At 50.8% G+C, this 26565-nt stretch carries 17 protein-coding genes; 8 read left to right on the top strand and 9 right to left on the bottom strand.

Features of this window, described 5'->3' with window-relative positions; all coding sequences use genetic code 11:
- Positions 1-22: 22 nt before the first annotated feature.
- A complete protein-coding gene (locus JQN73_RS12560; RefSeq protein ID WP_205319131.1) occupies positions 23-1174 on the top strand; it encodes a sigma-54-dependent Fis family transcriptional regulator in 1152 nt (383 codons plus the stop codon).
- A 125-nt stretch (positions 1175-1299) separates the two neighbouring features.
- Here JQN73_RS12560 and JQN73_RS12555 read toward each other — a convergent pair whose 3' ends face one another.
- Both JQN73_RS12555 and JQN73_RS12550 read right to left on the bottom strand, forming a co-directional pair.
- A complete protein-coding gene (locus tag JQN73_RS12555) occupies positions 1300-3546 on the bottom strand; it encodes a bifunctional diguanylate cyclase/phosphodiesterase (protein WP_205319129.1) in 2247 nt (748 codons plus the stop codon).
- Positions 3543-6476, bottom strand: coding sequence for a chemotaxis protein CheB (locus JQN73_RS12550; RefSeq protein ID WP_205319127.1), 2934 nt, complete (start codon positions 6474-6476; stop codon positions 3543-3545). The genes JQN73_RS12555 and JQN73_RS12550 overlap by 4 nt, the downstream gene beginning before the upstream one ends.
- Before the next feature lie 1240 nt (positions 6477-7716).
- Between JQN73_RS12550 and JQN73_RS12545 the strand changes: the two genes are divergently transcribed.
- Positions 7717-8643 (top strand): 5'-nucleotidase, encoded by a 927-nt coding sequence (locus tag JQN73_RS12545; RefSeq protein ID WP_205319125.1) that lies wholly within the window; start codon positions 7717-7719, stop codon positions 8641-8643.
- A 130-nt stretch (positions 8644-8773) separates the two neighbouring features.
- On the opposite strand, the gene JQN73_RS12540 is transcribed toward JQN73_RS12545, so the two are convergent.
- Complete coding sequence (locus JQN73_RS12540; protein ID WP_205319123.1) at positions 8774-11083, bottom strand: NADP-dependent malic enzyme; 2310 nt, start codon at positions 11081-11083, stop codon at positions 8774-8776.
- Between the two features lie 336 nt (positions 11084-11419).
- Between JQN73_RS12540 and JQN73_RS12535 the strand changes: the two genes are divergently transcribed.
- Positions 11420-12601, top strand: coding sequence for an FAD-dependent oxidoreductase (locus tag JQN73_RS12535; protein ID WP_205319121.1), 1182 nt, complete (start codon positions 11420-11422; stop codon positions 12599-12601).
- A gap of 503 nt (positions 12602-13104) precedes the next feature.
- Here the strand turns inward: JQN73_RS12535 and recQ are convergent.
- The 5 genes from recQ to JQN73_RS22790 all read right to left on the bottom strand — a co-directional run bounded on the left by recQ (position 13105) and on the right by JQN73_RS22790 (position 18227).
- Positions 13105-14925 carry a DNA helicase RecQ gene (gene recQ, locus JQN73_RS12530; protein ID WP_205319119.1) on the bottom strand — a complete coding sequence of 607 codons (1821 nt, stop codon included), beginning with the start codon at positions 14923-14925 and terminating at the stop codon, positions 13105-13107.
- A gap of 257 nt (positions 14926-15182) precedes the next feature.
- On the bottom strand, positions 15183-16055 hold the full coding sequence (locus tag JQN73_RS12525) for an undecaprenyl-diphosphate phosphatase (protein WP_205319117.1): 873 nt from the start codon (positions 16053-16055) through the stop codon (positions 15183-15185).
- Positions 16056-16249: 194 nt separating this feature from the next.
- On the bottom strand, positions 16250-17104 hold the full coding sequence (locus JQN73_RS12520) for an undecaprenyl-diphosphate phosphatase (RefSeq protein ID WP_205319115.1): 855 nt from the start codon (positions 17102-17104) through the stop codon (positions 16250-16252).
- A 173-nt stretch (positions 17105-17277) separates the two neighbouring features.
- Positions 17278-17829: a DUF1439 domain-containing protein gene (locus JQN73_RS12515; RefSeq protein WP_205319113.1), complete on the bottom strand. Its 552-nt coding sequence runs from the start codon at positions 17827-17829 to the stop codon at positions 17278-17280.
- A 74-nt stretch (positions 17830-17903) separates the two neighbouring features.
- Entirely contained in the window at positions 17904-18227 is a 324-nt protein-coding gene (locus JQN73_RS22790) for a YkgJ family cysteine cluster protein (RefSeq protein WP_205323341.1), read from the bottom strand.
- A gap of 303 nt (positions 18228-18530) precedes the next feature.
- On the opposite strand from JQN73_RS22790, the gene JQN73_RS12505 reads away from it, so the two are divergent.
- Together JQN73_RS12505 and JQN73_RS12500 are read left to right on the top strand one after the other, a co-directional pair.
- Positions 18531-19196 (top strand): protein-L-isoaspartate O-methyltransferase, encoded by a 666-nt coding sequence (locus JQN73_RS12505; RefSeq protein WP_205319111.1) that lies wholly within the window; start codon positions 18531-18533, stop codon positions 19194-19196.
- A 92-nt stretch (positions 19197-19288) separates the two neighbouring features.
- Positions 19289-19612: a rhodanese-like domain-containing protein gene (locus JQN73_RS12500; RefSeq protein ID WP_205323340.1), complete on the top strand. Its 324-nt coding sequence runs from the start codon at positions 19289-19291 to the stop codon at positions 19610-19612.
- Between the two features lie 157 nt (positions 19613-19769).
- On the opposite strand, the gene JQN73_RS12495 is transcribed toward JQN73_RS12500, so the two are convergent.
- Complete coding sequence (locus tag JQN73_RS12495) at positions 19770-20408, bottom strand: TetR family transcriptional regulator (protein WP_205319109.1); 639 nt, start codon at positions 20406-20408, stop codon at positions 19770-19772.
- Between the two features lie 242 nt (positions 20409-20650).
- Between JQN73_RS12495 and JQN73_RS12490 the strand changes: the two genes are divergently transcribed.
- Genes JQN73_RS12490 through JQN73_RS12480 form a run of 3 tightly spaced genes read left to right on the top strand, consistent with a single transcriptional unit; the run spans position 20651 to position 26503 of the window.
- Positions 20651-21886 carry an efflux RND transporter periplasmic adaptor subunit gene (locus JQN73_RS12490; RefSeq protein WP_205319108.1) on the top strand — a complete coding sequence of 412 codons (1236 nt, stop codon included), beginning with the start codon at positions 20651-20653 and terminating at the stop codon, positions 21884-21886.
- 11 nt (positions 21887-21897) lie between these two features.
- The gene (locus tag JQN73_RS12485; protein ID WP_205319107.1) at positions 21898-25050 is read left to right on the top strand and encodes an efflux RND transporter permease subunit; all 3153 of its coding nucleotides are present in this window, start codon (positions 21898-21900) and stop codon (positions 25048-25050) included.
- On the top strand, positions 25043-26503 hold the full coding sequence (locus JQN73_RS12480) for an efflux transporter outer membrane subunit (protein ID WP_205319106.1): 1461 nt from the start codon (positions 25043-25045) through the stop codon (positions 26501-26503). The genes JQN73_RS12485 and JQN73_RS12480 overlap by 8 nt, the downstream gene beginning before the upstream one ends.
- The last annotated feature ends 62 nt before the right edge of the window (positions 26504-26565 follow it).

Here is a 26565-nt window from a genome sequence, read left to right as displayed (position 1 = left end):
AGTTCTGACCAGGAGACAAAAAATGCCGACACAAACGGTAACCAGACTTATCCAAAGAAGTCACTCAAGAAGTACAACTTACCGCTCGTTGGATGAACTTTGCGGCGGTGATCCTCAAATGCAAGACTTGATAATCCGCGGCAAACGGCTGATCGATAAAGGTATTCCGATTTTGATTCTCGGCGAAACCGGCACCGGTAAAGAGTATCTTTCGCGTGCGCTGCACGCCTATAGCGAGCGTCGCAAAGGCAATCTGGTTGCCGTGAATTGCGCATCGATCCCGGAGAGCCTGGCCGAAAGTGAATTGTTCGGTTATTCCAAGGGCGCGTTTTCTGGTGCCTTGTCCGGCGGCATGAAAGGCAAGGTCCAGCAGGCTGACGGAGGAACGTTGTTTTTGGATGAAATCGGCGATATGCCATTTTCCTTGCAAACCCGACTGTTGAGAGTGCTATCAGAACGGGAAGTAATGCCGCTGGGTGCGGCAAGCCCCGTCAGTATCGATATACATTTGATCTGCGCGACGCATCAAGATTTAAAAACATTAATTGCGCAAGGGCGCTTCCGTGAAGATTTGTATTACCGCATCGCGGGCGGCGTGTTGCGCTTACCCACATTACGGGCGCGGGCGGACAAAAGACAGTTGATCATGCAAATGCTGACTGATGAATTATCGCTGAATCAACCCGCTGCTTCCCGCAATGTCGGTGATCTTGTCGAGCATGCTGATCAGACTCTTTCACCCGCCGCACTTCAGCAGATGCTGACATACTCATGGCCGGGTAATCTGCGTCAAATGCATGCGGTGATTCGTTATTGCTGCGCAGTGATGAGCAATAACAGAATCGAAGCCAGCGATCTTCCAGAGGATTTGATGCAACTTCAAGACCTTCACGTAAGCGCCATTATCAACGCGGCCAGCTTCGTGGATACAAGACATCAGGATTTATCAGGAACCCGGTTGCCCGCTCTGCGTGCATTTAATCCAGCACTTCGGGACGAGCGATCACGCGTGATTGAGGCTTTGACGGGAAGTCGCTGGAATATATCTGCGGCGTCCAGACAGCTTGGTATGTGTCGCGCATCGCTTTATCGGAAGCTTCGCCAACTGGAAATTCCGCATGTTCGAGATCAGGCGATGCCTGCTTATTCCACTTATTCCACTTGTGCGGCCTAGGTAAATTAAGCCGTTGGGATGTGCGGAGATGCACATCCCGATGGGCTTGTACCTGATGCATCGGATGCGGCCTGAGAAGCGGCCTGAGAAGCGGCAACCCAACTTTATCAGTTGGGAAAGCCCAATTAATTAAGCCTCATCCGGCGTTTTTTACGTTCAAAATTCTGCACAAATTGTTCTGGTGGCAACGGCTTCCCTATATGGAAACCTTGCACTTCATCGCAACCTTTTTCTCGCAAGAAGGTCATTTGTTCCTCCGATTCCACGCCCTCTGCAATGGTCTGCAATCCAAGGCTTTTGGCGATACCAATAATCGCAGCAATGATGGCGCGGTTTTCCGAACTCTCACAAATATCCCGCACAAATGATTGATCAATCTTCAGCTTATAGATGTTGAATCGACGCAAATAACTGAGCGACGAATATCCGGTGCCGAAATCATCGATAGACATGCGAATACCGTGTGCCAGCAATCTGTCGACGATATGGATCGCTTCATGCGGATTATCCATGGCAACTCCTTCTGTCAACTCCAGCTCCAGATAGTGAGGCGGCAACTGTTCTTCGCTCAGCAACTTCATCACGAGTTCCGGCAGACGCGGGTCGCGAAACTGCACCGCCGAAAGATTGACTGCAATCCTGGTCGGCTTTAAGCCTCTATCGATCCACTTTTTGCATTGCCGGATTGCGTGCCGCAACACCCATTCGCCAATTTGCAAAATCTGACCACTATCTTCTGCAATTGGAATGAAGTCCGCTGGATCTACCTGGCCCAATTCGGGGTGTTCCCAGCGCAGCAATACTTCGGCACCGACCATGTCGCCATCATTTAACCGCACCTGAGGCTGATAGTGCAATGTAAATTGATGACGCTCCAGCGCGTGACGTAGCGCATTTTCGATGATCCTCAACCGCGCAGAGTTGGCCTGCATTTCCGACGTAAAAAAACGATATCCGTTGCGCCCTGCCTGCTTGGCACGGTACATCGCGACATCCGCGCAACGCGACAGCGTTTCAAAATCGGTACCATCGCCCGGAAAAACAGCAATACCAATGGATGGCGTCACGACTAATTCGTATTGCTCTATTTGGTAGGGCCTTTTCGACATTTCAAGCAACTTCTCCACCAAATGTGCCGCTCCGATTGCATCGGTATCTGGAAATACTAAAATAAATTCATCGCCACCTAGTCGCGAAATGGTGTCTTGTCCCCGGACAGTCTGGACCAAACGATTTGACCACGCCACCAGTAGCTGATCCCCAACCTGATGGCCGAGCGAATCGTTCACATTTTTAAAATGATCGAGATCCAGAAACATCAATGTCAACGCACTTTGATTGCGTTGAGCAATAGCGAGATCGTGCTGAATACGGTTTTTTAGCAAGGCACGGTTCGGCAAGCCCGTGAGAGGATCAAAATGCGCCAACCGGTGAATATGCGCTTGCGCTTCCTTATGTTCGGTAATATCACTAAATATCACGATGTAGTTAGAGGGGTTGCTATCAGCATCCAGAACGCGACTTATCAGGAACCACCCCATATAAAGGCGACCATCTTTACGACGACAGGACATTTCACCCTGCCAATGTCCTTCTATATCAACAGTGGTCCATATTTTTTGATAAAAATCCTGATCGTGATGGTCAGTCTGCAACATGCTTTGGTTTTTGCCGATGGTCTCGGCTTCGCTATAACCAGTAATTGTCGCAAACGCCTTGTTCACCATAATGATGGCCCTACTGACATCTGTCACCATGATTGCTTCACCGCTTTGCTCGAAAACCTTAGCGATCAAATGCAACTTGGCTTCTGCCTGCTTGCGCACATGGATGTCTGTGAGCGTCACGCGTACCACCTGGGTTGGGTTCATCGGCCCTTCCGCGTCCATGCGCAGAGAGTCCAGCTGAACGTCAAACGGCAATCCATCGTTGACCTGTAGCATGAGTTCGCATTGTTGTTGATGCGTATGCCGCAATACGCCGATGAAGTATCGATGCCATCGATCCTTGTCTTCTAACGTAACAAAGCGCGCAAAACGACGCTGAAGCAATTTTGATCGCTCGACCCCCAATAGCGTCGCGGCAGTCAGATTGACTTCCGTTATCAGCCCCTCAGAGGTCAGGGTGAGGTAGCCGACCGGTGCAAAATCATACAAATCGACGTAGCGATCCCGTGTTTCTTCAAGGCTGACCTGAGCACGCCGCAATTCTTCATTTTGCATTTCCAGTTCGATCTGGTGCACGCGTAGCTCGTGAAGAATCTCGTCGGTTGAGCGATTTTCGAACTCGGATACCGAATTCAAGGTCGAGCGGGCTAATTTGGCTTCCGCGTCCGAGCGTTGGCGGTTTGCGATACTGGTTTTATCTTTCATGCGGCCGCCGCGAGAGCAAGTAAAATTAAATTCGATTCGCCGGTCTTACTGACAATACGCCGCGCATTGAGCAGCATTTTGCGACGACCAATGATGGGGAAATCCTGTTCAACCGGATAGTCTTCAAAGGTTTCGTTATGCTGCCGGACCCTTTCCAGCAACTGACGTAGCGCCAGAATATCCCACTGGCGGCTCCCCAGATCATAAATCAGATTACCCACCGTATCTTGCGGCTGAACCTTGAATTCGCGGTAAAAGGACTGACTAGCCGATATCACTCTAAACGCGCCATCCAGCACCAGCAAGGGCTCACGCACTGTATTGATGATGCCCTCGGCCAGATGTTGTGCTTCGCGCGCCTCAATCGCTTTGATATGTTCCGTGATGTCGGTAAAGGTCAGAACCACGCCATCGATCACATTATCGAGCGTACGATAGGGCTGTATGCGTGCGAGATACCACTCACCATTGGTAGTGCTGACTTCACGTTCAAGAGGAATTAGGGTTTCGAGGACGCCTTTTGCCTCGCTTAATAAATCCTCGCCAGTGAGATCTGATTTGATATCGCCCAGCGCACGTCCCATATCCGATTGTGCCAAACGATAAATCCGCACAGCATCGCGCGTAAACCTGCGCACGTGCATATTTTGATCGAGGAAAATTGTGCCGACGTGGATGTTTTCCAGCAAATTTTTCATGTCGTTTTGCATGTCGGCCAATTGCTCTATCTTGGCCTCCAGTTCTGCGTTAACAGTCACTAACTCTTCATTAACCGATTGCAGTTCTTCCTTCGATGTTTCCAACTCTTCGTTCGTGGATTGCAATTCCTCGTTGGTGGATTGCATCTCCTCGTTAACGCATTTGAGTTCCTCGTTAAAATTCTGCTGTTCTTCGATCGTCGAATGGAGACTCTCTTTGATGTAAGCTAATTCCCGTTGCAGGTCTTCTATCTGACGCAGCTCCTCGGAACTTGCCGGATGCGCGTCCGCAGCGGGAACACCGGCGGCAGGTTGCGGTACTTCTTTAAAACTCACCAACAGTAAACCCTGCTTGGTGTCCGGTTCAGATAGCGGCCTGACGCTCACGCTGATCAATTGCGAAACGTCTTCGGTTTTGAGCGTGACTTCCTGATTCAGGGTCGACGTGCCGAGATTTGCACCAGCATATATCGCAACTCGAAGCTCCGATTGCAGGCCTTCGCGCGCCATGTCTATGACGTTTAGCGTCGCGTGGCCCGGAGCGGGGCGTAAAAATTTGCCGGTGTCGCCGTGGACATATAGAATATCGCCCTTCAAATCGGTGATGACTGAAGCGGGCGCAAAAGCGCGTATCAATGCGCGTTTGGTGATCTCGGCGAAGCTATTTTCGTTGGTCTGTTTAATAACTTCCACTGGCACTTTCTTTCGTATCGCCGCGGTCCAGGATAGGTCTCGCGCGTGCACGAGTCGTGTGGGAGTGCTGGATGGTACGGAGCGAAATAATTTCCACTTTCGATTAATCGGCGCAAATAAGTCTGTATGTGAACCGACACCTTCGGATGGAGATAATAGCAGCGTTCCGTTTGGCTTAAGTGCGTAATGAAACGAAGGAATCAGCCGATTTTGCAATTCCGGCTCAAGATAAATCATGACGTTTCGACAGCTTAGGAGATCAAGCTTGGTGAACGGCGGATCTTTCAGGATGTTATGAACGGCAAATACCACCATTTCCCGGATTTCTTTTTTAACTCGGTAACCCGTATCCTCCTTGATAAAAAAACGTTGAAGCCGCTCGGGTGTGACATCCTGACTAATTCCGGCGACGTAAAATCCGGCGCGAGCGATAGCAATGGCTTCATCATCCAGGTCGGTACTATATAGCTGCACCTTGCATTCCTGCCCGCATTCGTTCATCAACTCGCGCAAGATAATGGCGATCGAGTAAGCCTCCTCGCCGGTGGCGCAACCTGCTACCCACACCCGCAAAACATCCTGACCCGACGGGTTGCCTATAAGAGCTGCGAGAATATCCTGTTTCAGGATGGCGAAGGTCTCAGGATCACGGAAAAACCGCGTGACGTTAATTAATAATTCCTTGAATAATATTTGCACCTCTGCCGGATGTTCGCTGAGATACCGCGCATACATTTCCATGTCACGTATGTTGTGCGTCGACATGCGACGCTCAATGCGACGACAAATAGTATTGGTTTTGTACAGAGAAAAATCATGGCCCGCGCCACTCTTTAATAATTTCAATATTTTGGCGATGCTACCTGACGTGTCTTTCTTTGATAGAGGTTGGTCAGAAGGAGTAGCGGGCTTTAGCGTGTTATCTAGCAAATACGCCACCATTTGCTCTGCTGGGAACGTAAAACGGGCACATCCTGCGTTAATAGCGCTGCGCGGCATACCGTCGTATTTCGCCGTCGTCGGGTCTTGGACAATAGAGGTCCCTCCGGCCCCCAAAATAGCACTTAATCCGGCAGTTCCGTCCGTCCCGGTGCCGGACAAAATAATCCCTACAGACCTTGACCCCTGATCTTTCGCCAACGAACTCATAAAAACATCGATCGCCATCCGCTGCCCTCTGGGGACTTTCGGAACACTAAGATGCAACGCGCCCCGCAGAATTGTCATATCCTTGTTAGGGGGGATGACGTATACACAATTAATTTCTACTTTCTGCTCGTCCCTGGCTTCAGAAACTTGCATCGTCGTTGTGCGCTGAAGAATTTCAGTTAGCAAACTGACATGATCAGGATCAAGATGCGAGATGAGTATAAACGCCATGCCGCAATTGGCCGGCACGGGCCGAAAAAATTGCTCGAATGCTTCAAGGCCTCCTGCTGAGGCGCCTAGACCCACGATGGGAAAGCGAGCAAGGTTTTCCTTTTTATCACCGGCGCTGAGCGCCTGGACAGCGTCAAGGTTATCTGCCTTACCCACCATGGCAAATTCCTTTTACGAAGCTGCTTCGCACAAAAATAGTGTTATAAATACCAGAATGGAGAAGCATAAAGAGGTCGCTCAGTAATTTGGGGGATCGATTTTAATAACACTGCATATATAAAATTCAGGATGCGCATTTATTTCTCCTCCCGGGGAATCTAAAGCATAGCGAGATGGTAACGGTAAGTCTACTTAATTCACCCAGTGCGTTACTTAAGCGCAAGCTATGGCGCAATGTTGAATAAAAGCGCTACGTGCAACGCTGTATAGATAACGAACACTGCACTTCAAATCTTATATCGCTTTAATTGGTTTTCAACATTCCCAGGCAAAGTCGTAGTAACAAGCTCGCTGCTGTGTAAATTATATAAAGCATGTTAAGCATTAAGTCGAACGGAAATTCGATTAAAAAGTTACGTCGTATAAACTATTCGAACCAACGACAGGGATCAGTCATGAAAACAACGTTGACACTTTTGATATTAAGTTTAATGTTAAGCGCCTGCGTCTCAGCCGATAATTTTAGTTGTGCCAAACCTGACATTCGACCCATATGGTGTAATGGCCGTCTTCCGAGTGAAACTGGTCACACTTAATGGTATTCCGACGCTTTGTAGCGAAAATGTGACAACTTGATCGCGCAGACAGCATTTTCCGAACGTGTTATATCCTTTGAAGATGTAAATTAGCAATTATCGAGACCGCGCGGTCACGCCGGTGTCAATGGTCCCGTACATCTGAACAACTGGCCCCCTGCCCGCTTCGGAAGGCAGACTCGTACAGCCACCGATGATGCAGACAGTTAGCACGCTGATTACGCGAAAAACGACGGTAACGGTATTGTTCATCGTCTTATTCATCGCGGATTGGGCAGCTCGGTAGCGAGTGGGCTATGTTTTCCTGCTTGGTTATTCTTACCGTAAATTGATGTTTCATTGCGCCCAGTTAAGAGAAAGTTGATACACATTATGAAGTTAGTTTTCATCGTGTTTGGAGAGAATGAGACATCTCAAAATAAAAACTGTTCATTAAGATTGCTTCTGCTCTCGCTACCGTCGATCAGCTAAACGGCCACAGGCAAAATTTCATAACGTATTTTTATCCGGCGCTAGCGAATGTCAGTCGACTCAGACGGGTCAGACAGCATTCTTTTCACCATTGATTTCGACTTTTCCAGCATCGTTGAGAGGCGTCTATAATGGATTACTATCACTTTCGCTAACCTTGCTTAGCATCCCTCATGCCCGTCTCTCTCGCCAAGCTGCTTGTTGTAGGAATTTCCTCTCGTGCGCTATTTGATCTGGAGGCGGAGGAGGCTATTTTCCGTACGCAAGGACTGGCCGCATATCAACAGCATCAACTGATGAACGAAAATCAAATATTAAAACCCGGTGCCGCGTTCGCGCTGGTGCGCGCCCTGCTTAAGTTGAATCGTCTGACACCGGATCAACGTCTGGTGGAGGTGGTCATCATGTCGCGCAATTCGACCGAAACCTCAATGCGTATGTTTAACGCCATCAAGCATTACGAACTCGATATCACGCGCGCGGTGTTATCGGGCGGCGCATCACTGGCGCCTTATCTGCACGCCTTCAATGTCAGCCTTTTTCTGTCATTGCACGAAGACGATGTACAGGCGGCGATCAATTCCGATACCGCTGCTGCACTGCTATATCAAATGCCAATCCAACAGAATGGGCAACGCGATAGTGAAGAACTGGACCAGATCCGGATTGCGTTTGATGGCGACGCGGTGATTTTTTCAGACGAATCGGAACGTATTTTTCAGTCCAAAGGGATTGAAGCGCTCGAACAACATGAACGGGAAAATGCCACTAAACCGTTGCCTCAGGGACCATTTGCACGATTGCTGATGGCGTTGTCCTTTATTCAAAGTAATTTTAAAAATCCGGATGGACGGGCTGGACCGATCCGCACTGCACTGGTCACGGCCCGTTCATCGCCGGCACACGAACGCGTAATCCGTACTTTACGCGCCTGGAACGTGACCATCGATGAAACGTTTTTCATGGGCGGTGTGGCTAAATCGGATGTATTGGCGGCTTTCAAGCCACATATGTTTTTTGATGACCAACCCGGTCATTGCGACCATGCTTCTCGCCATGTTCAAACCGGACGCGTACCGATAAAAGCGGCAAAAAAATAAGCACCACCGCAGCTGGTGCGACTTGCCAATTAAAAAAAGTCCGGGATTTGCACCCTACCAGGTGCAAATAACCGGACTTTCTCGATTCGTTACTACCAGCAACAAAAACTATGTCTGATTAGCTTAACGATCAGCGTGCCGAAATCGCATCGACAACGCACAATGCCGTCATATTAACGATACGGCGCACCGTCGCAGATGACGTCAGGATGTGAACCGGCTTGGCGCAACCAAGCAAGATTGGTCCCACCGCAACACCATTACCGGAAGTGGTTTTGAGCAGATTGTAGGCAATGTTAGCGGCGTCAATATTCGGCATCACGACCAGATTGGCATCTGCGGTCAACGGTGTGTCTTGCATTACCTTACGCAGCAAACTCGCGTCCAGGGCAGTGTCACCGTGCATTTCACCATCGATTTCCAGATCCGGCGCACGCTCTCGCACAATCGCCAACGTCTTGCGCATTTTTTGCGCTGAGGCGCTGTTGCTTGTGCCAAAGTTGGAATGCGACAACAAAGCGACGTGCGGTTTAATACCGAAGCGCTGCATTTCTTCTGCTGCCAGAATAGTGATTTCCGCCAGTTCCTCCGCAGTTGGATTTTCGTTAACGTGCGTGTCAACCAACACCAATTGGCGATTCGACATAATCAACGCGTTCATGGCTGCATAGACATTCACGCCTTCACGACGTCCCAACACCATGTCGATGTAGGTCAGGTGAAGGTCATGCGTTCCGTAGGTGCCGCAAATCATCCCGTCTGCATGTCCTTTATGAATCGCCATCGATCCGATCAGCGTATGACGACGCCGCATTTCCAACTTGGCGTATTGCTCTGTAACTCCCTGACGTTTGGTCATTGCCAGAAATGTCTGCCAGTAATCGCGGTAGCGGCTATCAAACTCTGGATTGATTACTTCAAAGTCGACATCGACTTTCAGGCGCAAGCCGAAACGCTCGATCCGCTGTTGCAGAACGGCCGGACGACCGATCAAAATTGGTTTTGCCAGATTTTCATCAACGACGATTTGCACTGCGCGCAGGACGCGCTCTTCTTCGCCTTCTGCGAAGACAATCCGCTTCTCGGCCGCCGGTGCTTTCTTGGCGATCTGAAACAACGGACGCATGAAAGTGCCGCTGTGATAGACGAACTGCTGCAGACGCTCGATATAGGCTTCCATGTCCTTGATCGGACGCGCAGCCACGCCGGAGGCTTCAGCAGCTTTTGCTACCGCTGGAGCAATTTTGATCATCAAGCGCGGATCGAATGGCTTCGGAATAATATAATCCGGACCAAACGACATATTCGCGCCGTAAGTAGTGGCCACGACGTCGGACTGCTCAGCTTGCGCCAACTCCGCAATCGCATGCACTACGGCGATTTCCATTTCGCGGGTAATGGTTGTAGCGCCGCAATCAAGCGCGCCGCGGAAAATGTACGGGAAGCACAGAACATTATTAACCTGATTCGGATAATCCGAACGACCGGTCGCCATAATGACGTCATCACGTACTTCCTTGACGTCTTCAGGCAAGATCTCTGGATTAGGATTCGCCAGTGCCAATACCAATGGACGCGGGCCCATGGCCTTTACCATATCTTGTTTGAGGACGCCACCAGCGGACAACCCCAGGAAGATATCAGCGCCTGGCATCAAATCTGCCAACTTGCGTGCTTCTGTTTTGCGCGCAAACCGAAGTTTATCCGGGTCCATCAACTCAACCCGGCCTTCATAGACCACGCCAGCTAAATCGGTAACAAAGATATTTTCGATCGGAAACCCCAGATCCACGATCAAATCGAGACAGGCCAGCGCCGCTGCGCCCGCACCCGACACCACCATTTTGCAGTTCTTGATATCTTTACCGACTACTTTGAGACCATTCAAAATCGCTGCGCCTACGATGATCGCGGTGCCATGCTGATCGTCATGGAAGACCGGAATCTTCATACGGTCGCGCAGTTTACGCTCAATTTCAAAGCATTCCGGTGCCTTGATGTCTTCAAGGTTGATACCACCGAAGGTTGGCTCCAGCGATGCGATGATGTCGCATAGCTTGTCCGGGTCGGTTTCGTTGACTTCAATGTCGAAAACATCGATGCCGGCAAATTTCTTGAATAGAACGCCTTTGCCTTCCATCACTGGCTTGGATGCCAGCGGCCCGATGTTACCGAGTCCAAGCACAGCAGTGCCGTTGGTGATAACCGCCACCAGATTACCGCGCGCGGTATAACGGAAAGCATTCGCAGGGTCGGCGACGATTTCTTCGCATGCTGCAGCAACCCCAGGGGAGTACGCCAGCGCCAGATCGCGTTGGGTTGTTAATGTTTTAGTCGCAGTAACACTAATTTTGCCAGGTGTTGGAAACTCGTGATATTCGAGCGCAGCCTGACGTAGCTGCTGGCGAAGTTCTTCTTTTTTGTCAATCATCGAATCCATACGCTGCCGTCCCCAAAAGTTCTAGTGTAAAGAAGGTAATTTTAGCAGACTGGACGCCGTCACTTATGCGTATTTGGTATGAACATAGTGTCTCGAAAGTACTTTCTGAAAAGGAATCTCTCGGCGCGTTTTTTTTCATTCTCCCCAAGCAACGCGCGCTTGCCAATTAATACATAGCGTTTTTTGGACTAATAATGCCAAATTGTTAATTATTTTAGATTTCTGGCACAGGCCAGCTTCAGGATAGGCCGATCGTCATCGGCAGCAATTACTTTCTGGCCGGTTTGACCAATTCGCATTATCATCACGTCCAATCGACCTCTTCTGAAACTCTCTATGAAACCCATCATCATTATCGGTGCCGGCACAGCCGCTTACACACTAGCGCGCGAATTGCGCAAATTGGACAAAGCGACGCCGCTATTAATCATTACCGCTGACGATGGTGGTTCTTACTCTAAACCGATGTTGTCTATTGCCTTCGCGCAAAAGAAATTGGCGGCGCAACTGATAACGCAGAGTTCCACCCAAATGGCTGAACAACTGCAAGCCGAGATCCTGACCGGCGTACAGGTAAATAATATTGACACGGCGACCAAGGTGATCAACACCAGCGCAGGTCAATTCGAATATGCACAATTGATACTCGCTGTCGGCGCGCAACCTATCCGCCTCAACATTGGCGGCGATGCGAGCGATAGCGTGCTATCGGTCAACCACATCGGCGACTACGCGACGTTTCGCGACCTGCTGTTACCCGATCAACGCGCATCGGCCCGCGTCGTCATTCTGGGCGCCGGCCTGATCGGCTGCGAATTCGCCGACGACTTGTCAGGCCATGGCCACGCAGTAACCCTGATAGACCCAAACACGTTACCTCTTGCAGCCCTGGCCCCACCTGCGTTATCCCAAGGCCTTCAAAAAGCCCTGACGGCGTGCGGCATCAAGCTGTCTCTAAACACAACCGCCACCAGCATCGATCATCTTGACGACGCATTGGCGATAACATTAGCCAATGGCGAAACCATCACCGCCGATCTGGTCCTGTCAGCGGTAGGACTGCGCCCCGACCTGCGCCTGGCACAAGCCGCCCAACTAAAAACCGAACGCGGCATACTGGTCGACAGTCACGGTCGCACCAGCATCGAAGACGTCTATGCCCTGGGCGACTGCGCCGAATACCTGCTAGACAAAGAAGGTCGCACCGGCCCATTGCCCTACATAGCACCCATAATGAGCGCCGCCCGCGCCATCGCCAAAACACTTACCGGCGACCACACCCGAATCGATTTAAAAGATTCCCCGGTAATCGTCAAAACCCCAAGCTACCCATTAGCCCTGGTCCCTCCCCCACGCCACGCCCTCGAAGGCGGCCGCTGGGAAACCGAACAAGACGGAGAAAGAACCATCTGCCGCTTCATCGATGCCCAAGGCATCATGGTCGGCTTCGGCGTAGCACCCCAGGAAACCAAAGTACGACAAGCTCTACTAGCAGCGCTAGGAACAGTAATCGCATAACGGACCCACAGCGTCGGACATCGTCGATTCAATCAACAACAAAAATAAGCCAAGCCCTAACGGCCAAAGCTACCCTTTGAAGTTGAAGTTGAAGTTGAAGTTGAAGTTGGCTGTTGAAGTTGCCGTTGACCTACTCCGACATTGAGGCTGCCAAGTATTCAGTCGCCAGTCGGGAATTGTTGGGAAACATGCTTGAGCGTAGCGAGTTGGTTTCTCAACCCGACTGGCGACTGAAATGCTTGGGAACCCGAAGGGCAGCATCACTGCGGTCGCCTTCTTTTTGGTTACTTATTCTTGGCGGGGCGAGCCGAAGCAAGAAAAAGTGACTAGCTGTCGGGCTGCCCCCGACCAGCCCCCAAGGAGCAATAGCCGTATTAGCTAGAGATAAACGTAATTAACCACAATTGAAACCACACAAAAAAAACCTGGCAAAAAAGAGGTGTCCCCGGCAAGCACCCACGGAGCAAAAATCGCGTTATTTACCAAAAGCTGAAAATGTAAAACTACAATACCCCCGCAATCAACTCAACAATCTCCGCCCCATAAGTCTCCAACTTCTTCTCCCCCACCCCGCTGACCCCCCTCAAATCATCCAACGACTCTGGCCGCGCCTTAGCAATTTCCCGCATAGTAGCGTCATGAAAAATCACATAAGCCGGAACGTTATGCTTGCGCGCCGTCTCCACCCGCCACCAGCGCAACTTATCAAAAATCGTCTGCTCAGCGCTCGACAAATCTGACTCAACATAACCCTTAGGCTTACTACTGGTCCGCTTCTGCTTAATCGGCTTCTGATACTCCCGCAACTGCACCTGAAGTTCGCCACGCAAAACCGGCTTAGCAGCATCCGTCAACTTCAACGCGCTATACGACTCATGATCAACACTCACCAGCCCCAACGCAATCGATTGTCGCAAAATCGCCCGCCACTCCTGCTCACTACGATCGCTTCCGATCCCGAACGTCGAGAGTTCATCATGCCGCCATTGTTTGATCTTATCGGAATCAATTCCGCGCAACACATCCAGAACATGAATCGCCCCAAAACGTTGGTCAACACGATAGATGGTAGAAAGTAATTTCTGCACAACCACGGTCGCATCGAACGATACAGGCGGCGACATACAGGTGTCACAATTGCCGCAACGCGTCGATTCCTCACCGAAATAGTCCAGCAGTCGCACCCGCCGGCAAAACAGCGTCTCGCACAGTCCCAGCATCGCATCCAGCTTGACACCCTGTACCCGCTTGAAAGTTTCACCGGCCTCAGATTCATCGATCATACGGCGTTGCTGCACCACGTCCTGCAAACCGTAGGCCATCCACGCATTGGCCGGGCCGCCATCACGTCCGGCACGGCCAGTCTCCTGATAATATCCTTCGATACTTTTAGGCAAGTCCAGATGGGCGACAAAGCGCACATCCGGCTTATCTATGCCCATGCCAAAAGCGATCGTGGCAACCATGACGATGCTTTCTTCACGCAAAAACCGGCCCTGATTTTTGCTGCGTATAGCGTATTCCATACCGGCATGATAGGGCAGCGCAGATATGCCTTGCTGCTTCAAAAATTCAGCAGTTTCCTCTACTTTTTTACGCGATAAGCAGTAGACGATACCGGCGTCGCCAATATGCTCGGCCTGAATGAAGTCGAGCAACTGTTTGCGGCCATTCGCTTTTTCCACAATCTGATAGCGAATATTCGGACGATCAAATGACGATACAAATTTTGCGCCGTCCTGTAATTGCAAACGTAGTGCAATTTCTTCTCGGGTCTGATGATCGGCGGTCGCCGTAAGCGCAATTCGTGGCACATTAGGAAAGCGCTCATGGAGTATCGACAGCTTGATGTACTCTGGTCGAAAATCATGGCCCCATTGGGATACGCAATGCGCCTCGTCAATCGCGAATAGCGCAATTTTCGACGACTCCAGCAAATCGAGACAACGTGGCGTCAGCAGGCGTTCGGGTGCAACATACACCAGATCAAGATCACCGCTGCGCACGCGCCGCTCAATTTGCGATGCTTCTTCATAGGTTTGGGTCGAGTTCAGAAACGCAGCGCGCACACCGACTTCTGCCAATGCATCAACCTGATCCTGCATCAACGCGATCAGAGGCGATACCACCACGCCCACACCTTCACGTAGCATTGCAGGAATCTGATAGCACAACGATTTGCCGCCACCGGTCGGCATCAAGACCAGCGCATCACCACCAGCGGCAACGTGACCGACAATCTCCGCCTGCTGCCCACGGAACGACGGATAGCCGAATATTGTCTGCAGGATATGTAGCGCTTGCGAATTATTTTGGTCAGGCATTAATAGGGAATAAAAGGAAATGAAAGGAAAGAAAAATAGAAGTAAAAACTGAATGGAACTCAGACTGGATTAAGCATCACGGTGCGAGATAAAGTCAACGCTTAACGACTAAAGGGGCACTTGACACGACATTCAGCGGGTGCAGATTCAGGGAGTTACCTAAGTAGATCAAATGGTTTTTTCCCGCACCGCAAACCGGCTAACCTGCTTCCCCGAGATTGTAGGCTCAGGCGAAAGCAGGTTCGGTGTCATAGCGATTATTGAAGGTAACCTGTTCCAACCGCCACCAGCAAAAAGATACCCAATGCGCCCCGGTAAATAATAAATGGCCAGGTCGAGAATTTTTCAAGGACTTTCATCAAGCCCCAAATCGCGAAAAAGGCTGAAATACTCGCGACCACCAGACCGAACAGCAGCAATAGCCAGGCATCTAATGGCATGTGCGCATGGAATAAATGCCATAGCTCTTTTAAGCCCGCCAGGGCAATGGCAGGTAAACCCAATAAAAATGAGAAACGGGCCGCTTCTTCACGCTTGAAGTTCAAAAATAGCGCAGCAGTCAAAGTCGATCCTGAGCGCGACACACCGGGAATCAGCGCGCCCACTTGTGCCAAGCCAACAAACACCGCGTCCCGCATCCGCATTTCGCCGACGGTGCGACGATGCTTTGCAGTCATTTCTGCCAGCGCCAGCAAAATTGCCAGACCAACACAGGCGTAACCGATCACAGTCAGGCTCCGCAACGGCGAATTACAGGCATTCAACACTGGCGACAATGCCAGCCCGACGATACCGATTGGTATGGTGGCGACTAAAATTGCTATTCCCAGCCGCAACGACGGGCTGCGATAATCGCGCTCGCGCAGCGCGGTAACGCTACCGACCGTCACCTGACGCACGTCGCGCCAAAAATAACTCACCACCGCAACCAAAGCGGCGAGCTGCATTGCCGCTGAAAATGCGGACCCTGGATCGTGCCAACCTAGCACGGCTGGAACAATCCGCATGTGTGCGGTCGACGAAATTGGTAATAATTCGGAGATTCCTTGAATGATGCCGAGTATCCCAATTTGTACATAATTCAACGAAGCGAAGCCGATATCCAGACCGGCGGAACAAATATTTGCCAAACGATTCTCCATTCGCGTTTTTTGCAACGCGCGCTACCGTGCATCAATAAATTTAAGACAAGAAATACACAATCACGATAACTATTACGTGAACAACAACGATTTCACTTTAATGCTTCCAACTTGGTTATCTATTACTACTTATTACTTACTAATTATTACTTACTGATTATTACTTCCTACTACTAGCTGAATCAATGCTCCCACGCCACCGCGCCGGTATAGCCTGTCAACAATATGACGAGTCCGAACACGATGCGATACCAGGCGAACAGTGTAAAGTCATGCGTGGCAATATAGCGCAATAACCAACGCACACAGAAGAACGCTGAAATAAATGCCGCTACCGTACCAAGCGAAAATAACGGTAGATCGGCGGCGCTGAGCAACGCCCGGTCTTTATATAGTGAATAAATGGTCGCGGCAAACAACGTTGGAATGGCGAGAAAAAATGAGAACTCCGTCGCCGCTTTACGCGATAGACCAAACATCATCCCGCCGATAATCGTTGCGCCCGAACGGCTGGTGCCAGGAATAAGCGCAAAGGCTTGGGCAAAACCGATTTTTAATGCGTCCATCGCCGTCATGTCGTCGACTGTTTCCACCCGACTACCTGCTTGATCCGGCAAAGAGTTTTTGTTACGACGCTCTACCCATAAAATAATCAATCCGCCGACCACGAGTGCAATGGCGACGGGAACCGGTGCAAATAATTTTTCTTTAATGATTTTGCTGAACAACAAACCCATAATCGCGGCGGGTATAAAGGCAACGATCAGATTACGGACTAATTTTTGCGCTTTCGGTTCGGTCGTCAAACCAAGCAATACATCAGCGATTCGAATACGATATTCCCAACAGACCGCAAAAATAGCCCCCGCTTGAATGGCGATATCGAATACTTCGGCTTTGCCACGTCCAATATCCGCTGAAAAATTAAGCAAACTTCCGGCCAGAATTAAATGACCGGTCGAGGAAACAGGAAGGAATTCAGTCAATCCTTCGACCACACCCATGATGATGACTTTTAACGCAAGAAATATATCCATGTAGAAAGTAAGTTATGTCCGGTTATGCTGAATGATCTGGAATTGCCCGGTCAGGTCAGAGAATTTGCCAACGAAATCATTCAGGATCGAAGGAACGACTGCCGCGCAAGATAGCGCATGCGCGCAGATGAACAGTGGGCGGCGACGACTCAATTGATCGCCTCGATCTACCTTCATTTTTGAGGCTCAAACGTGACAACCAGGCGATCCGTCCTTGTAACAATTTTAGTCGGCACAAACGTCACGCCAACAAAACGCAAATCTTCCGGCTTAAAACTATATAACGGCACACTCTGCATTAATTCCCGCGCCAATAAGCCGCCTATCTGGGTTGCTTGTTCGCTGTAAGCGCCGTCTAAATTGGCGAGGGTAATTCTATCCAGACGCGTATTGGTTAATATCACTGCGTTATGCGCGCCATCCAAAGCGATCACGCCAGACATCGCCAACTTGCCAGACCAGGATTTTCCCGTCAATGGCAACGCCATGGTGACGTCCATGTCAACCAGCAACCTCCCTTGACCGGCATCCAGCGCCAACTGCGCGTTGCTTGCGGTGACTTCAATGAGACCTAAATAACGTTTCGTAAAAGGTAACCGTTTATTTAGAGATTGTTGCAAGCTGGTTAATGAAAAATCGACATCCCGTGTTCCGATCAACATCGCGCACGAACTAAACAGAAATACACTCATCAAGGCGAGCACCGCTATCCATTTACGTTTCATCAATATCCTTGTTAGTTAATTTTGAGGCAATTGTTTGCTCACCTTCGCGGTGGTAAATGAAGTGAACGTGTATTTCAGACGGTCACCGCAGTTAATCGTTCAAGCTCGCTGAGGAAAAGCATTGCGTGCATTTGCGAATCGCCGCACATTTCTGACGACGGCTGCAAATTTCCGCAAACAGCCGGCCGCTCCGGCGCGCCAAAAATTTGACATTTATTTGCATGATCGAGCTGGATGCAGCGCACGCCAGCGGGCTTGCCGTGCGGCATGCCGGGAATCGCCGAAGAAATGGACGGTGCGGTACAACAGGCACCGCAACCAGGACGACATGAGGGAGGCAATAAGGAGGTGCTCACAATCGAATCTGGGACAGAAAGCAAGGGCTTAACGATTGGCATATTGATTAGTATGCGCGTTGGCGTTAAAAAATGACATTTTGACATTGCGCTTCTCTTTCATTCTTCTCTATCATTCCACTATCAGTCGCCACGTCAAAGCCGCATTTTAACCGTAAATAGCTATTACCTTACGGCTTAACGCGCCGTGCAAAATAAAAAACGGCCTCCCAATTTCCTTTCGACATTGTTAAAAATAATGCAAAAGCCAAGATATTGGATGCGCAGGCGAAATTAGACCTTCCAGTAGGTTTTTAAGGTCGTCCTTGATAGAATGACGTCTTTATCCCGTTATCGACCTCCGCCATGAATATCGAACAAGCTCGTTTCAATATGATCGAACAGCAAATCCGTCCCTGGAATGTGCTGGAACTGGACATTCTCGACCTGCTTACGGTGGTTCGGCGCGAAGAATTCGTGCAAGCGGCGTATAAGAGTCTGGCCTTTAGCGATACCGAAATTCCTTTGCCAGGAGACAGCGGAGAATGCATGCTGTCGCCGAAAGTGGAAGCGCGCCTGCTGCAAGAAGCTGCCGTCAAAAAGCACGAGAGCGTTTTGGAAATCGGGACCGGATCAGGTTATATGGCGGCGCTTTTGGCGCATAAGGCACGTCACGTAGTGACCGTGGAAATTGACGCAGAGTTGAAAGCCTTCGCAGAAAAGAATTTAAGCGCTTATGGCGTGCGTAACGTCGAGGTTGTAGAGGGAAACGGCGCGCAGGGGTGGCTTGAGGGCAAAGAAACCACTTATGACGTTATCATGATTTCAGGTTCGCTGGCGTCGCTCCCGGCCGCGTTTTTGGAGCAACTTAAGATTGGTGGTCGCATTGTCGCCATTATCGGCGAAGCGCCAGTGATGGTAGCGCAGGTCATTTCCCGCATTTCGGATACCGCATTCGATACCCGGAATCTGTTTGAAACAGGTGCACGGCCATTACGTGACGCCGCTCCGCGTTCTCATTTTAAGTTTTGATCTTGACAGTTTAAAGTTAAGTTTTGATTTTAAAATCGGACGTTATGTCTGATTTTAAAGTCCGACCCGGCAAACTCACCGACGAGCATACGATGCAATATCTTACCGCCCCTGAATTAGCTGCCTGGATCGCCGATCCAAACCGCCCGACGCCATTACTGCTGGACGTGCGGGAGCCCTGGGAATACGAAACCTGCCATATAGCGGATTCGCAATTAATCCCGATGCAAACCATTCCGGGTCGCCTCAATGAACTGGAAGAAGACCAACAGGTGGTCTGCATTTGCCACCACGGTGCGCGTAGCATGTCGGTGGCGGCATTTTTGGAACGCAATCATTTCACCAACGTGATTAATCTTACCGGCGGCATACATGCATGGGCGCAACAGGTTGATAACACCATGCCCGTCTATTGAAGACTTCGAGTCTCCTGCACCTGAAATTTCACTTTTGCTGTGGGCGTCAGCCAGGCGAATAGCGAGGTGGCCTTTTTTCAGGCCGGGCAGGATTTGAGATTGCGCGACTGGCAAGCTCGCTTTGATGTGCTGAAAGCACAACCAACTACCAACCGCATCAGATCATTTTTTGCAGAGTTGGTGCAGTTTTTAAACCATGTATACAGAAATCAACTATTCTGGCTGCCTGCTCGCCCAGATCAAAGCTATCCGTGTTGAATAGCCAGTTTTCCAGTACGCCCGATAAAAGCGCCTGCACCATGATCGCCGCAAGGTTCGGGTCAAGATTGCGCGGCAGTTGCCCTTTTGCCACTGCAAAGCGAAGAATACGCTGAATATTGATGCGGCCTTCCAGGAAGCATTCTTGCTGGCGCATATAGATTGGATCAAGTGGATCAACGAATTCGCACTTATGCAAGATCGTGGCAAATATCTTCCGAGTCTGTGCGTTGTTAACGCCTTCACCCAAGGCGAACAGACACCAGCTTCGAAATTGGCCCAGAGGATCGATTGAACTTTCCTCGGCACTGTTTCGAATCAAGGCCTCCATCGGAAGCCGCACACGCTCACACATTGCGTTAAATAAATCACTTTTATTGGTGAAATGCCAATAAATTGCGCCCCTCGACACGCCCGCCGCATTGGCCACATCGGCGAGTGAGGTCTGCGACACGCCCTGCGAATAAAATACGTCTACTGCCGCATCCAGAATCCGGGACCGCGTTTCCAGCGATTCTTCTTTTGTACATCTTGCCATTTTCTATCTCCCAGCCAACATAGTGTGCAAGTGCAACATTTAAAGCACCCTTTGCACATACATTCATGAATGTATGTATAATACCACATCCACGACGCCTCACCGATCAACCATACCCAACAGGGCTGCAGATTATCTACGCCCGCTAAGCCTCACCCTATTACCGCATTCCTTCGTCAGCGCAGGCCCGCATTACCCCCAGGCATGACCGTTACTTATTCACTCAACGTGCGAGATATTTCATGAATTCAGCAGAATCACTATACCGTTTTACGCGCATGGCGTTGGCCATAGCAGCATTATCGGCGGTTGCCGCTTGCGGGAAAAAAGCCGAAGCACCAGCCGCCCCACCGCCAGCGGAAGTAGCTGTCGTTAGTATCGCTCCGGAACGTCTCGCATTGGCCTCAGAATTACCAGGTCGCCTGGAAGCCACCCGCATTGCTGAAGTACGCGCACGTGCTGCCGGGATTATTCTCAAACGCAACTTCGTTGAAGGAAGCGACGTCAAGGCCGGACAGGTGTTGTTCAACATTGATCCAGCGCAACTGCAGGCGACGTTTGAGAGCATTCAGGCAACGCTCGCGAAAGCAGAAGCCAACCTGACTCAGGCGACGCTGAAAGCGCAACGTTATAAGCCATTAGTGGAAGCCAATGCGGTCAGTAAGCAAGATTATGACGATGCCATCGCTTTACAAAAACAAGCTGCAGCGGACGTTGCTTCAGCCAAAGCGGCCCGCCAGACTGCCAGCCTGAACCTTGGTTATGCCACAGTCAGCTCACCAATTTCCGGCCGCATCGGTCGCGCATTGGTCACAGAGGGTGCCTTGGTGGGACAAGGCGAAGTTACCCAACTCGCAACCGTACAGCAAATCGACCCGATATACGTAAATCTGACGCAATCCAGCACCGATATCCTGAAATTGCAGCAGGCCATGAAAAGCGGTCAGTTGCAAAGCGTCGGTAAAGGGCAGGCAAAGGTCACTTTGGTCACGGAAGATGGTAGCGCTTACCCACAAAGCGGAAAACTGCTTTTTTCTGATCTGACGGTTGACCCGACTACCGGCTCAGTCAGCATTCGCGCTGAGTTTCCTAATCCCGACCATAGTTTGCTACCCGGCATGTACGTTCGCGCCCGCCTGGAACAAGCAGTCAACGATCAAGCCATTACTGTCCCACAGCAAGCGGTCACACGAGATATGACCGGTGCAAGCGTCTTTGTCGTAGACGCTGACAACAAGGTTGTCACACGCACAATTAAGGCAGACAACGCCCAAGGCGACAAATGGATTGTCACAGAAGGCCTGAAGGCCGGCGACAAAGTCATCGTTGAAGGTTTGCAGAAAATTAAACCGGGTGCGGTCGTGAAGCCAGTCCTTTGGAAAAATCCGGCAGTAGCGGATGCAACAAGTCCGACGCCAATAGCACCTGCGGCAACATCTGACGCTTCGCACGCAGACAAAACATCACCAGCTAAATAAGGAGCACCCAGATGGGAAAGTTTTTCATTGATCGCCCGGTTTTCGCGTGGGTGCTCGCTATTTTCATCCTGCTCGGGGGTGCACTAGCCATCACGCAACTGCCAGTGTCGCAATATCCGTCCATTGCACCACCTACGATCGTCATTAGCGCCAACTATCCAGGTGCGACAGCGCAAATCTTGGATGACAGCGTGACCAGCCTGATTGAACAGGAGATGAACGGCGCCGACGGCCTGCAATACATGGAATCGCAAAGTCAGGCCAACGGCGCGGTGCAAATTACTGTGACCTTTTCTCCTGACACCAATGCCGATCTGGCAGCGGTGGATGTACAAAATCGCTTGAAACGGGTTGAAGCGCGACTGCCAGCAGCTGTCACCCAACAAGGCGTGCAGGTCACTAAATCACGTAGTAACTTTTTGATGTTTATCGGTCTGTCCTCGACCGACGGCAAGCTTGATCCAATCGCGCTGGGCGACTATCTGTCGCGTAACGTTCTCAATGAAATCAAGCGCGTTCCGGGTGTTGGCCAAGCACAGTTATTCGGTACCGAACGTGCCATGCGTATCTGGATCGATCCCGCTAAGCTGGTTGGCCTGAACCTGACACCGGGCGATGTTACCTCTGCAATTCAAGCACAAAATGCCTTGGTTGCAGGTGGCACAATCGGCGATTTGCCAAGCCCTGGCACGCAGCAAATTTCCGCGACCGTGGTCGTTACCGGCCAGCTGAATACCGTTGAACAGTTCGGTAACATTCAATTACGCGCCAACAAAGACGGCTCAATCGTGCGCCTGCGTGACGTTGCCCGGATTGAAATCGGTGGGCAATCGTATGCCACATCGGGCCGACTGGATGGCAAACCAACCTCGTTCGTCGGAGTACAGTTATCGCCAACCGCCAATGCGCTCGGCACGGCTAAAGCAGTGCATGCCAAAATGGAAGAGTTATCCAAATACTTCCCCGCCGGCGTCAAATACACGGTCCCGTATGACACCTCGACCTTCGTTAAAATATCGATCGAAGAAGTAGTCAAAACACTGATTGAAGCGATCGTGCTGGTGTTTCTGGTGATGTATTTGTTTTTGCAGAATATTCGCTATACCTTGATTCCAACCATTGTGGTGCCGGTGGCGTTAATGGGTACGTTTGCGACGTTGCTATTATTCGGCTTCTCGATCAATGTGTTGACCATGTTTGGTATGGTGCTGGCGATTGGTATTCTGGTCGACGATGCCATTGTGGTGGTCGAAAACGTTGAACGGATCATGAGCGAAGAAGGTTTGTCGCCGCGCGATGCAACGCGTAAGGCAATGGGACAGATTACCGGTGCGTTGATCGGTATTACGTTGGTGCTGATCGCGGTATTTATCCCGATGGCTTTCTTCAGCGGCGCGGTCGGTGCAATTTATCGCCAATTCTCGTTGTCGATGGTCGCTTCGATGTTCTTCTCGGTACTCATGGCATTTACCCTGACACCTGCGTTGTGCGCGACGATCCTCAAGCCGGTCGAAGCCGGACATCATCACGAGAAGAAAGGCTTCTTCGGCTGGTTCAATCGTCGCTTTAACGCGACCACGACAAGCTATCAAGGGATTATCGCCAGGATGCTCACCAAAACTGGCCGCTACATGCTGGTATACGGTGCGATCGTGGTCTGCGTCGGCTTACTCTACGCGCGTCTGCCAGCGTCATTTTTGCCGAGCGAAGATCAGGGCTATATCATCACCAACGTGCAATTACCAGCCGGTGCCAGCCAGAACCGCACATTGGCCGTCATCAAAACGATCGAAGAGTATTACGCCAAGCTACCTGCGGTTGCGCATGTGGTCGCCATTACCGGATTCAGCTTTTCTGGTAACGGTCAAAATGCCGGTTTGGTCTTTGTTCCGCTAAAAGACTGGAGCCAGCGTGGGCCGGATGAATCTGCTGATGCGATTGCCGGTAAAGCCTTTGGTGTTTTCTCAGCGATCAAGGATGCGATTATTTATCCACTGAATCCGCCGCCTATCCCTGAACTGGGTAACGCAACAGGTTTCACCTTCCGTTTACAAGATCGTGCCGGTTTAGGGCATGACGCGTTAATCGCAGCGCGCAATCAACTGCTCGGCATGGCAGGGCAAAGTAAAGTGTTGGCTGGCGTTCGTCCCGAAGGTTTGGAAGACGCACCACAGCTGCAGCTCGATATTGATCGCGATAAGGCGAACGCCCTCGGCGTGACATTTGACGCAATTAACAGCACGCTTTCAGTTGCGCTCGGCTCGGCCTATGTCAATGACTTCCCGAATCAGGGGCGTCAACAACGTGTCATCGTGCAAGCCGATGCGCCGCAACGCCTGCAACCGGAAGATCTGGCCAAACTGTATGTCAAAAACACGACCGGAACCATGGTACCGATGTCGGCATTTACGACCTCGCACTGGATTAGCGGACCGGTCCAGCTGACCCGCTATAACGGTTATCCAGCAATGAAAATTTCGGGCGGCGCCGCACCGGGTCATAGTACCGGTGAAGCAATGGACGAAATGGAAGCGCTGACGGCGAAATTACCTCCGGGTTTCGGCTTTGAGTGGACAGGTCAGTCGTTGGAAGAAAAAACCTCCGGCTCACAAGCACCAATGTTGTATCTGCTGTCGTTAATTGCCGTGTTCCTGGTATTGGCTGCGCTGTATGAAAGCACCTCGATTCCATTCGCGGTGATGCTGGTGGTGCCATTAGGTATTCTTGGTGCACTGCTAGGCGTGACTTTGCGCGGCATGCCAAACGACGTGTACTTTAAGGTCGGGATGATTACCGTCATCGGTTTGTCCGCTAAAAATGCGATTCTGATTATTGAATTTGCAAAAGACTTACAAGCGCAGGGCAAGGGCCTGATTGAAGCAACGCTGGAAGCCGTTCATTTGCGGTTCCGTCCGATTTTGATGACATCCATGGCGTTTATCCTCGGCGTATTACCGTTAGCAATCAAGACCGGTGCGGGTTCAGGCAGTCAACGTGCTATCGGTACCGGCGTAATGGGCGGCATGATCACGGCCACCGTTCTGGCCGTATTCCTTGTACCGGTGTTCTTCGTGGTAGTCCGTAAATTCTTCAAGGGCAGCGAGCGTCAGAACAAAATGTACGCGGCCAACAAAAAAATTGATGTGGAGGACCAACATGTTTAATTCTTTACCCAAACACCTGACCAGCGTTCTGTTACTGGCAGGCGTTTTATCGGGTTGCAGCATGGCACCAACCTATGTGCGACCGACAGCGCCAGTGGCGGGGACTTTCCCCGCAGAGGAATTCGCCGTTAAGCAATCAGATGCTGACGCGGTGGCTCTTGGCTGGCGTCAGTTTTTCCCGGACCAGCGCCTGCAATCGCTGATTGCGGCAGCGCTGGTCAACAACCGTGATTTGCGCACAGCAGCGCTGAATATCGAAGCAGCCAGCGCGCAATACAACATCACCGCCGCTGACGCGTTGCCAAATTTTGATGGCAACTTCAGCCGCAGTCGGGCACGTTCCGCCGCGGATCAGTTGCTGCCCGGTCAGGCTCCTGTCGGTACTGGTTATTCAGTCGGCTTGAATATGACTGCATTTGAACTGGACTTTTTTGGGCGTGTACGCAGCCTGAAAGATGCTGCATTGGCGAGCTACTTATCCACTGAAGAAGCGCGACTCTCGGTAAAAATTACGTTGGTCTCGCAAGTTGCACAGGCATATTTAGCCGAACGTTCGTATGCGGAACAACAGGAACTGGCACAACAAACCCTGAACAGCCGATTGCAAGACTACAAGCTGGCAAAGATGCGGTTTGAGGTCGGTGCGTCATCGGCCCTTGATTTGCGCGTGTCCGAAACACTGGTGCAGTCTGCCCGCGTTTCGTTTGCTACCCTGGCCCGTCAAAAGGGACAAGCAACTAATGCATTAACCTTGCTGGTCGGCAAGCCGTTGACCGATTTGCCAGCGCCACAAACCCTGGAATCACAACAAATCGTGACAGATATCCCTGCCGGTTTGCCATCCGATTTGCTGATCCGCCGTCCTGATATTCGCTCGGCGGAGCAGCAGCTTCGGGCCGCTAACGCTAACATCGGCGCGGCGCGTGCAGCGTTCTTTCCACAGATTTCGCTGACTGCCGGAATTGGAAATGCCAGTTCGTCGTTGGGTAGTCTGTTTGAAGCGGGCAGTCGCACCTGGTCGTTCATCCCGCAACTGACACTGCCTATTTTCGAAGGCGGCCGTAATCGCGCCAATCTGACATTGTCGGAAGTACGCAAAAATCTTGCAGTAGCAAACTACGAAAAAACTATCCAGACGGCCTTTAGCGAAGTCGCAGATGCGCTGGTGGCACGTGGCGCGCTCGATGAGCAACTGGATGCGCAACAAGCCTTTTTGGTCGCCCAGCAAGAACGGGTTAAGTTGACCGACCTGCGCTTCAAGAACGGTATTGCCAGTTCAAATGAAATATTGGATGCAGATCGCGATCTGTTCTCAGCTCAGCAAGCACTGATCCAAACCCGTCAATTGCGTTTGAACAATGCGATTGATTTGTATCGGTCGTTAGGCGGCGGTTTGAATGAAACCACACAAACGCCGGTAGCTTTGGCGATATCAAAGAAGACGGCGAACTAACCAGGTTTGAGGGAAGAAATTCCCAAAAAAATCAGCCCGTAACGAGTTGATCGTTGCGGGCT

Source organism: Glaciimonas sp. PAMC28666 (assembly GCF_016917355.1).
GTDB lineage: Bacteria > Pseudomonadota > Gammaproteobacteria > Burkholderiales > Burkholderiaceae_D > Glaciimonas.
This window is presented reverse-complemented; position numbering and strand designations above follow the sequence as displayed.

Excerpts from the sequence above, each read along its gene's own strand:
- JQN73_RS12560 (WP_205319131.1), top strand. The coding sequence starts at position 23 with ATGCCGACACAAACGGTAACCAGACTTATCCAAAGAAGTCACTCAAGA.
- JQN73_RS12555 (WP_205319129.1), bottom strand. The coding sequence starts at position 3,546 with ATGAAAGATAAAACCAGTATCGCAAACCGCCAACGCTCGGACGCGGAA.
- JQN73_RS12550 (WP_205319127.1), bottom strand. The coding sequence starts at position 6,476 with ATGGTGGGTAAGGCAGATAACCTTGACGCTGTCCAGGCGCTCAGCGCC.
- JQN73_RS12545 (WP_205319125.1), top strand. The coding sequence starts at position 7,717 with ATGCCCGTCTCTCTCGCCAAGCTGCTTGTTGTAGGAATTTCCTCTCGT.
- JQN73_RS12540 (WP_205319123.1), bottom strand. The coding sequence starts at position 11,083 with ATGGATTCGATGATTGACAAAAAAGAAGAACTTCGCCAGCAGCTACGT.
- JQN73_RS12535 (WP_205319121.1), top strand. The coding sequence starts at position 11,420 with ATGAAACCCATCATCATTATCGGTGCCGGCACAGCCGCTTACACACTA.
- recQ (WP_205319119.1), bottom strand. The coding sequence starts at position 14,925 with ATGCCTGACCAAAATAATTCGCAAGCGCTACATATCCTGCAGACAATA.
- JQN73_RS12520 (WP_205319115.1), bottom strand. The coding sequence starts at position 17,104 with ATGGATATATTTCTTGCGTTAAAAGTCATCATCATGGGTGTGGTCGAA.
- JQN73_RS12515 (WP_205319113.1), bottom strand. The coding sequence starts at position 17,829 with ATGAAACGTAAATGGATAGCGGTGCTCGCCTTGATGAGTGTATTTCTG.
- JQN73_RS22790 (WP_205323341.1), bottom strand. The coding sequence starts at position 18,227 with ATGCCAATCGTTAAGCCCTTGCTTTCTGTCCCAGATTCGATTGTGAGC.
- JQN73_RS12505 (WP_205319111.1), top strand. The coding sequence starts at position 18,531 with ATGAATATCGAACAAGCTCGTTTCAATATGATCGAACAGCAAATCCGT.
- JQN73_RS12500 (WP_205323340.1), top strand. The coding sequence starts at position 19,289 with ATGCAATATCTTACCGCCCCTGAATTAGCTGCCTGGATCGCCGATCCA.
- JQN73_RS12495 (WP_205319109.1), bottom strand. The coding sequence starts at position 20,408 with ATGGCAAGATGTACAAAAGAAGAATCGCTGGAAACGCGGTCCCGGATT.
- JQN73_RS12490 (WP_205319108.1), top strand. The coding sequence starts at position 20,651 with ATGAATTCAGCAGAATCACTATACCGTTTTACGCGCATGGCGTTGGCC.
- JQN73_RS12485 (WP_205319107.1), top strand. The coding sequence starts at position 21,898 with ATGGGAAAGTTTTTCATTGATCGCCCGGTTTTCGCGTGGGTGCTCGCT.
- JQN73_RS12480 (WP_205319106.1), top strand. The coding sequence starts at position 25,043 with ATGTTTAATTCTTTACCCAAACACCTGACCAGCGTTCTGTTACTGGCA.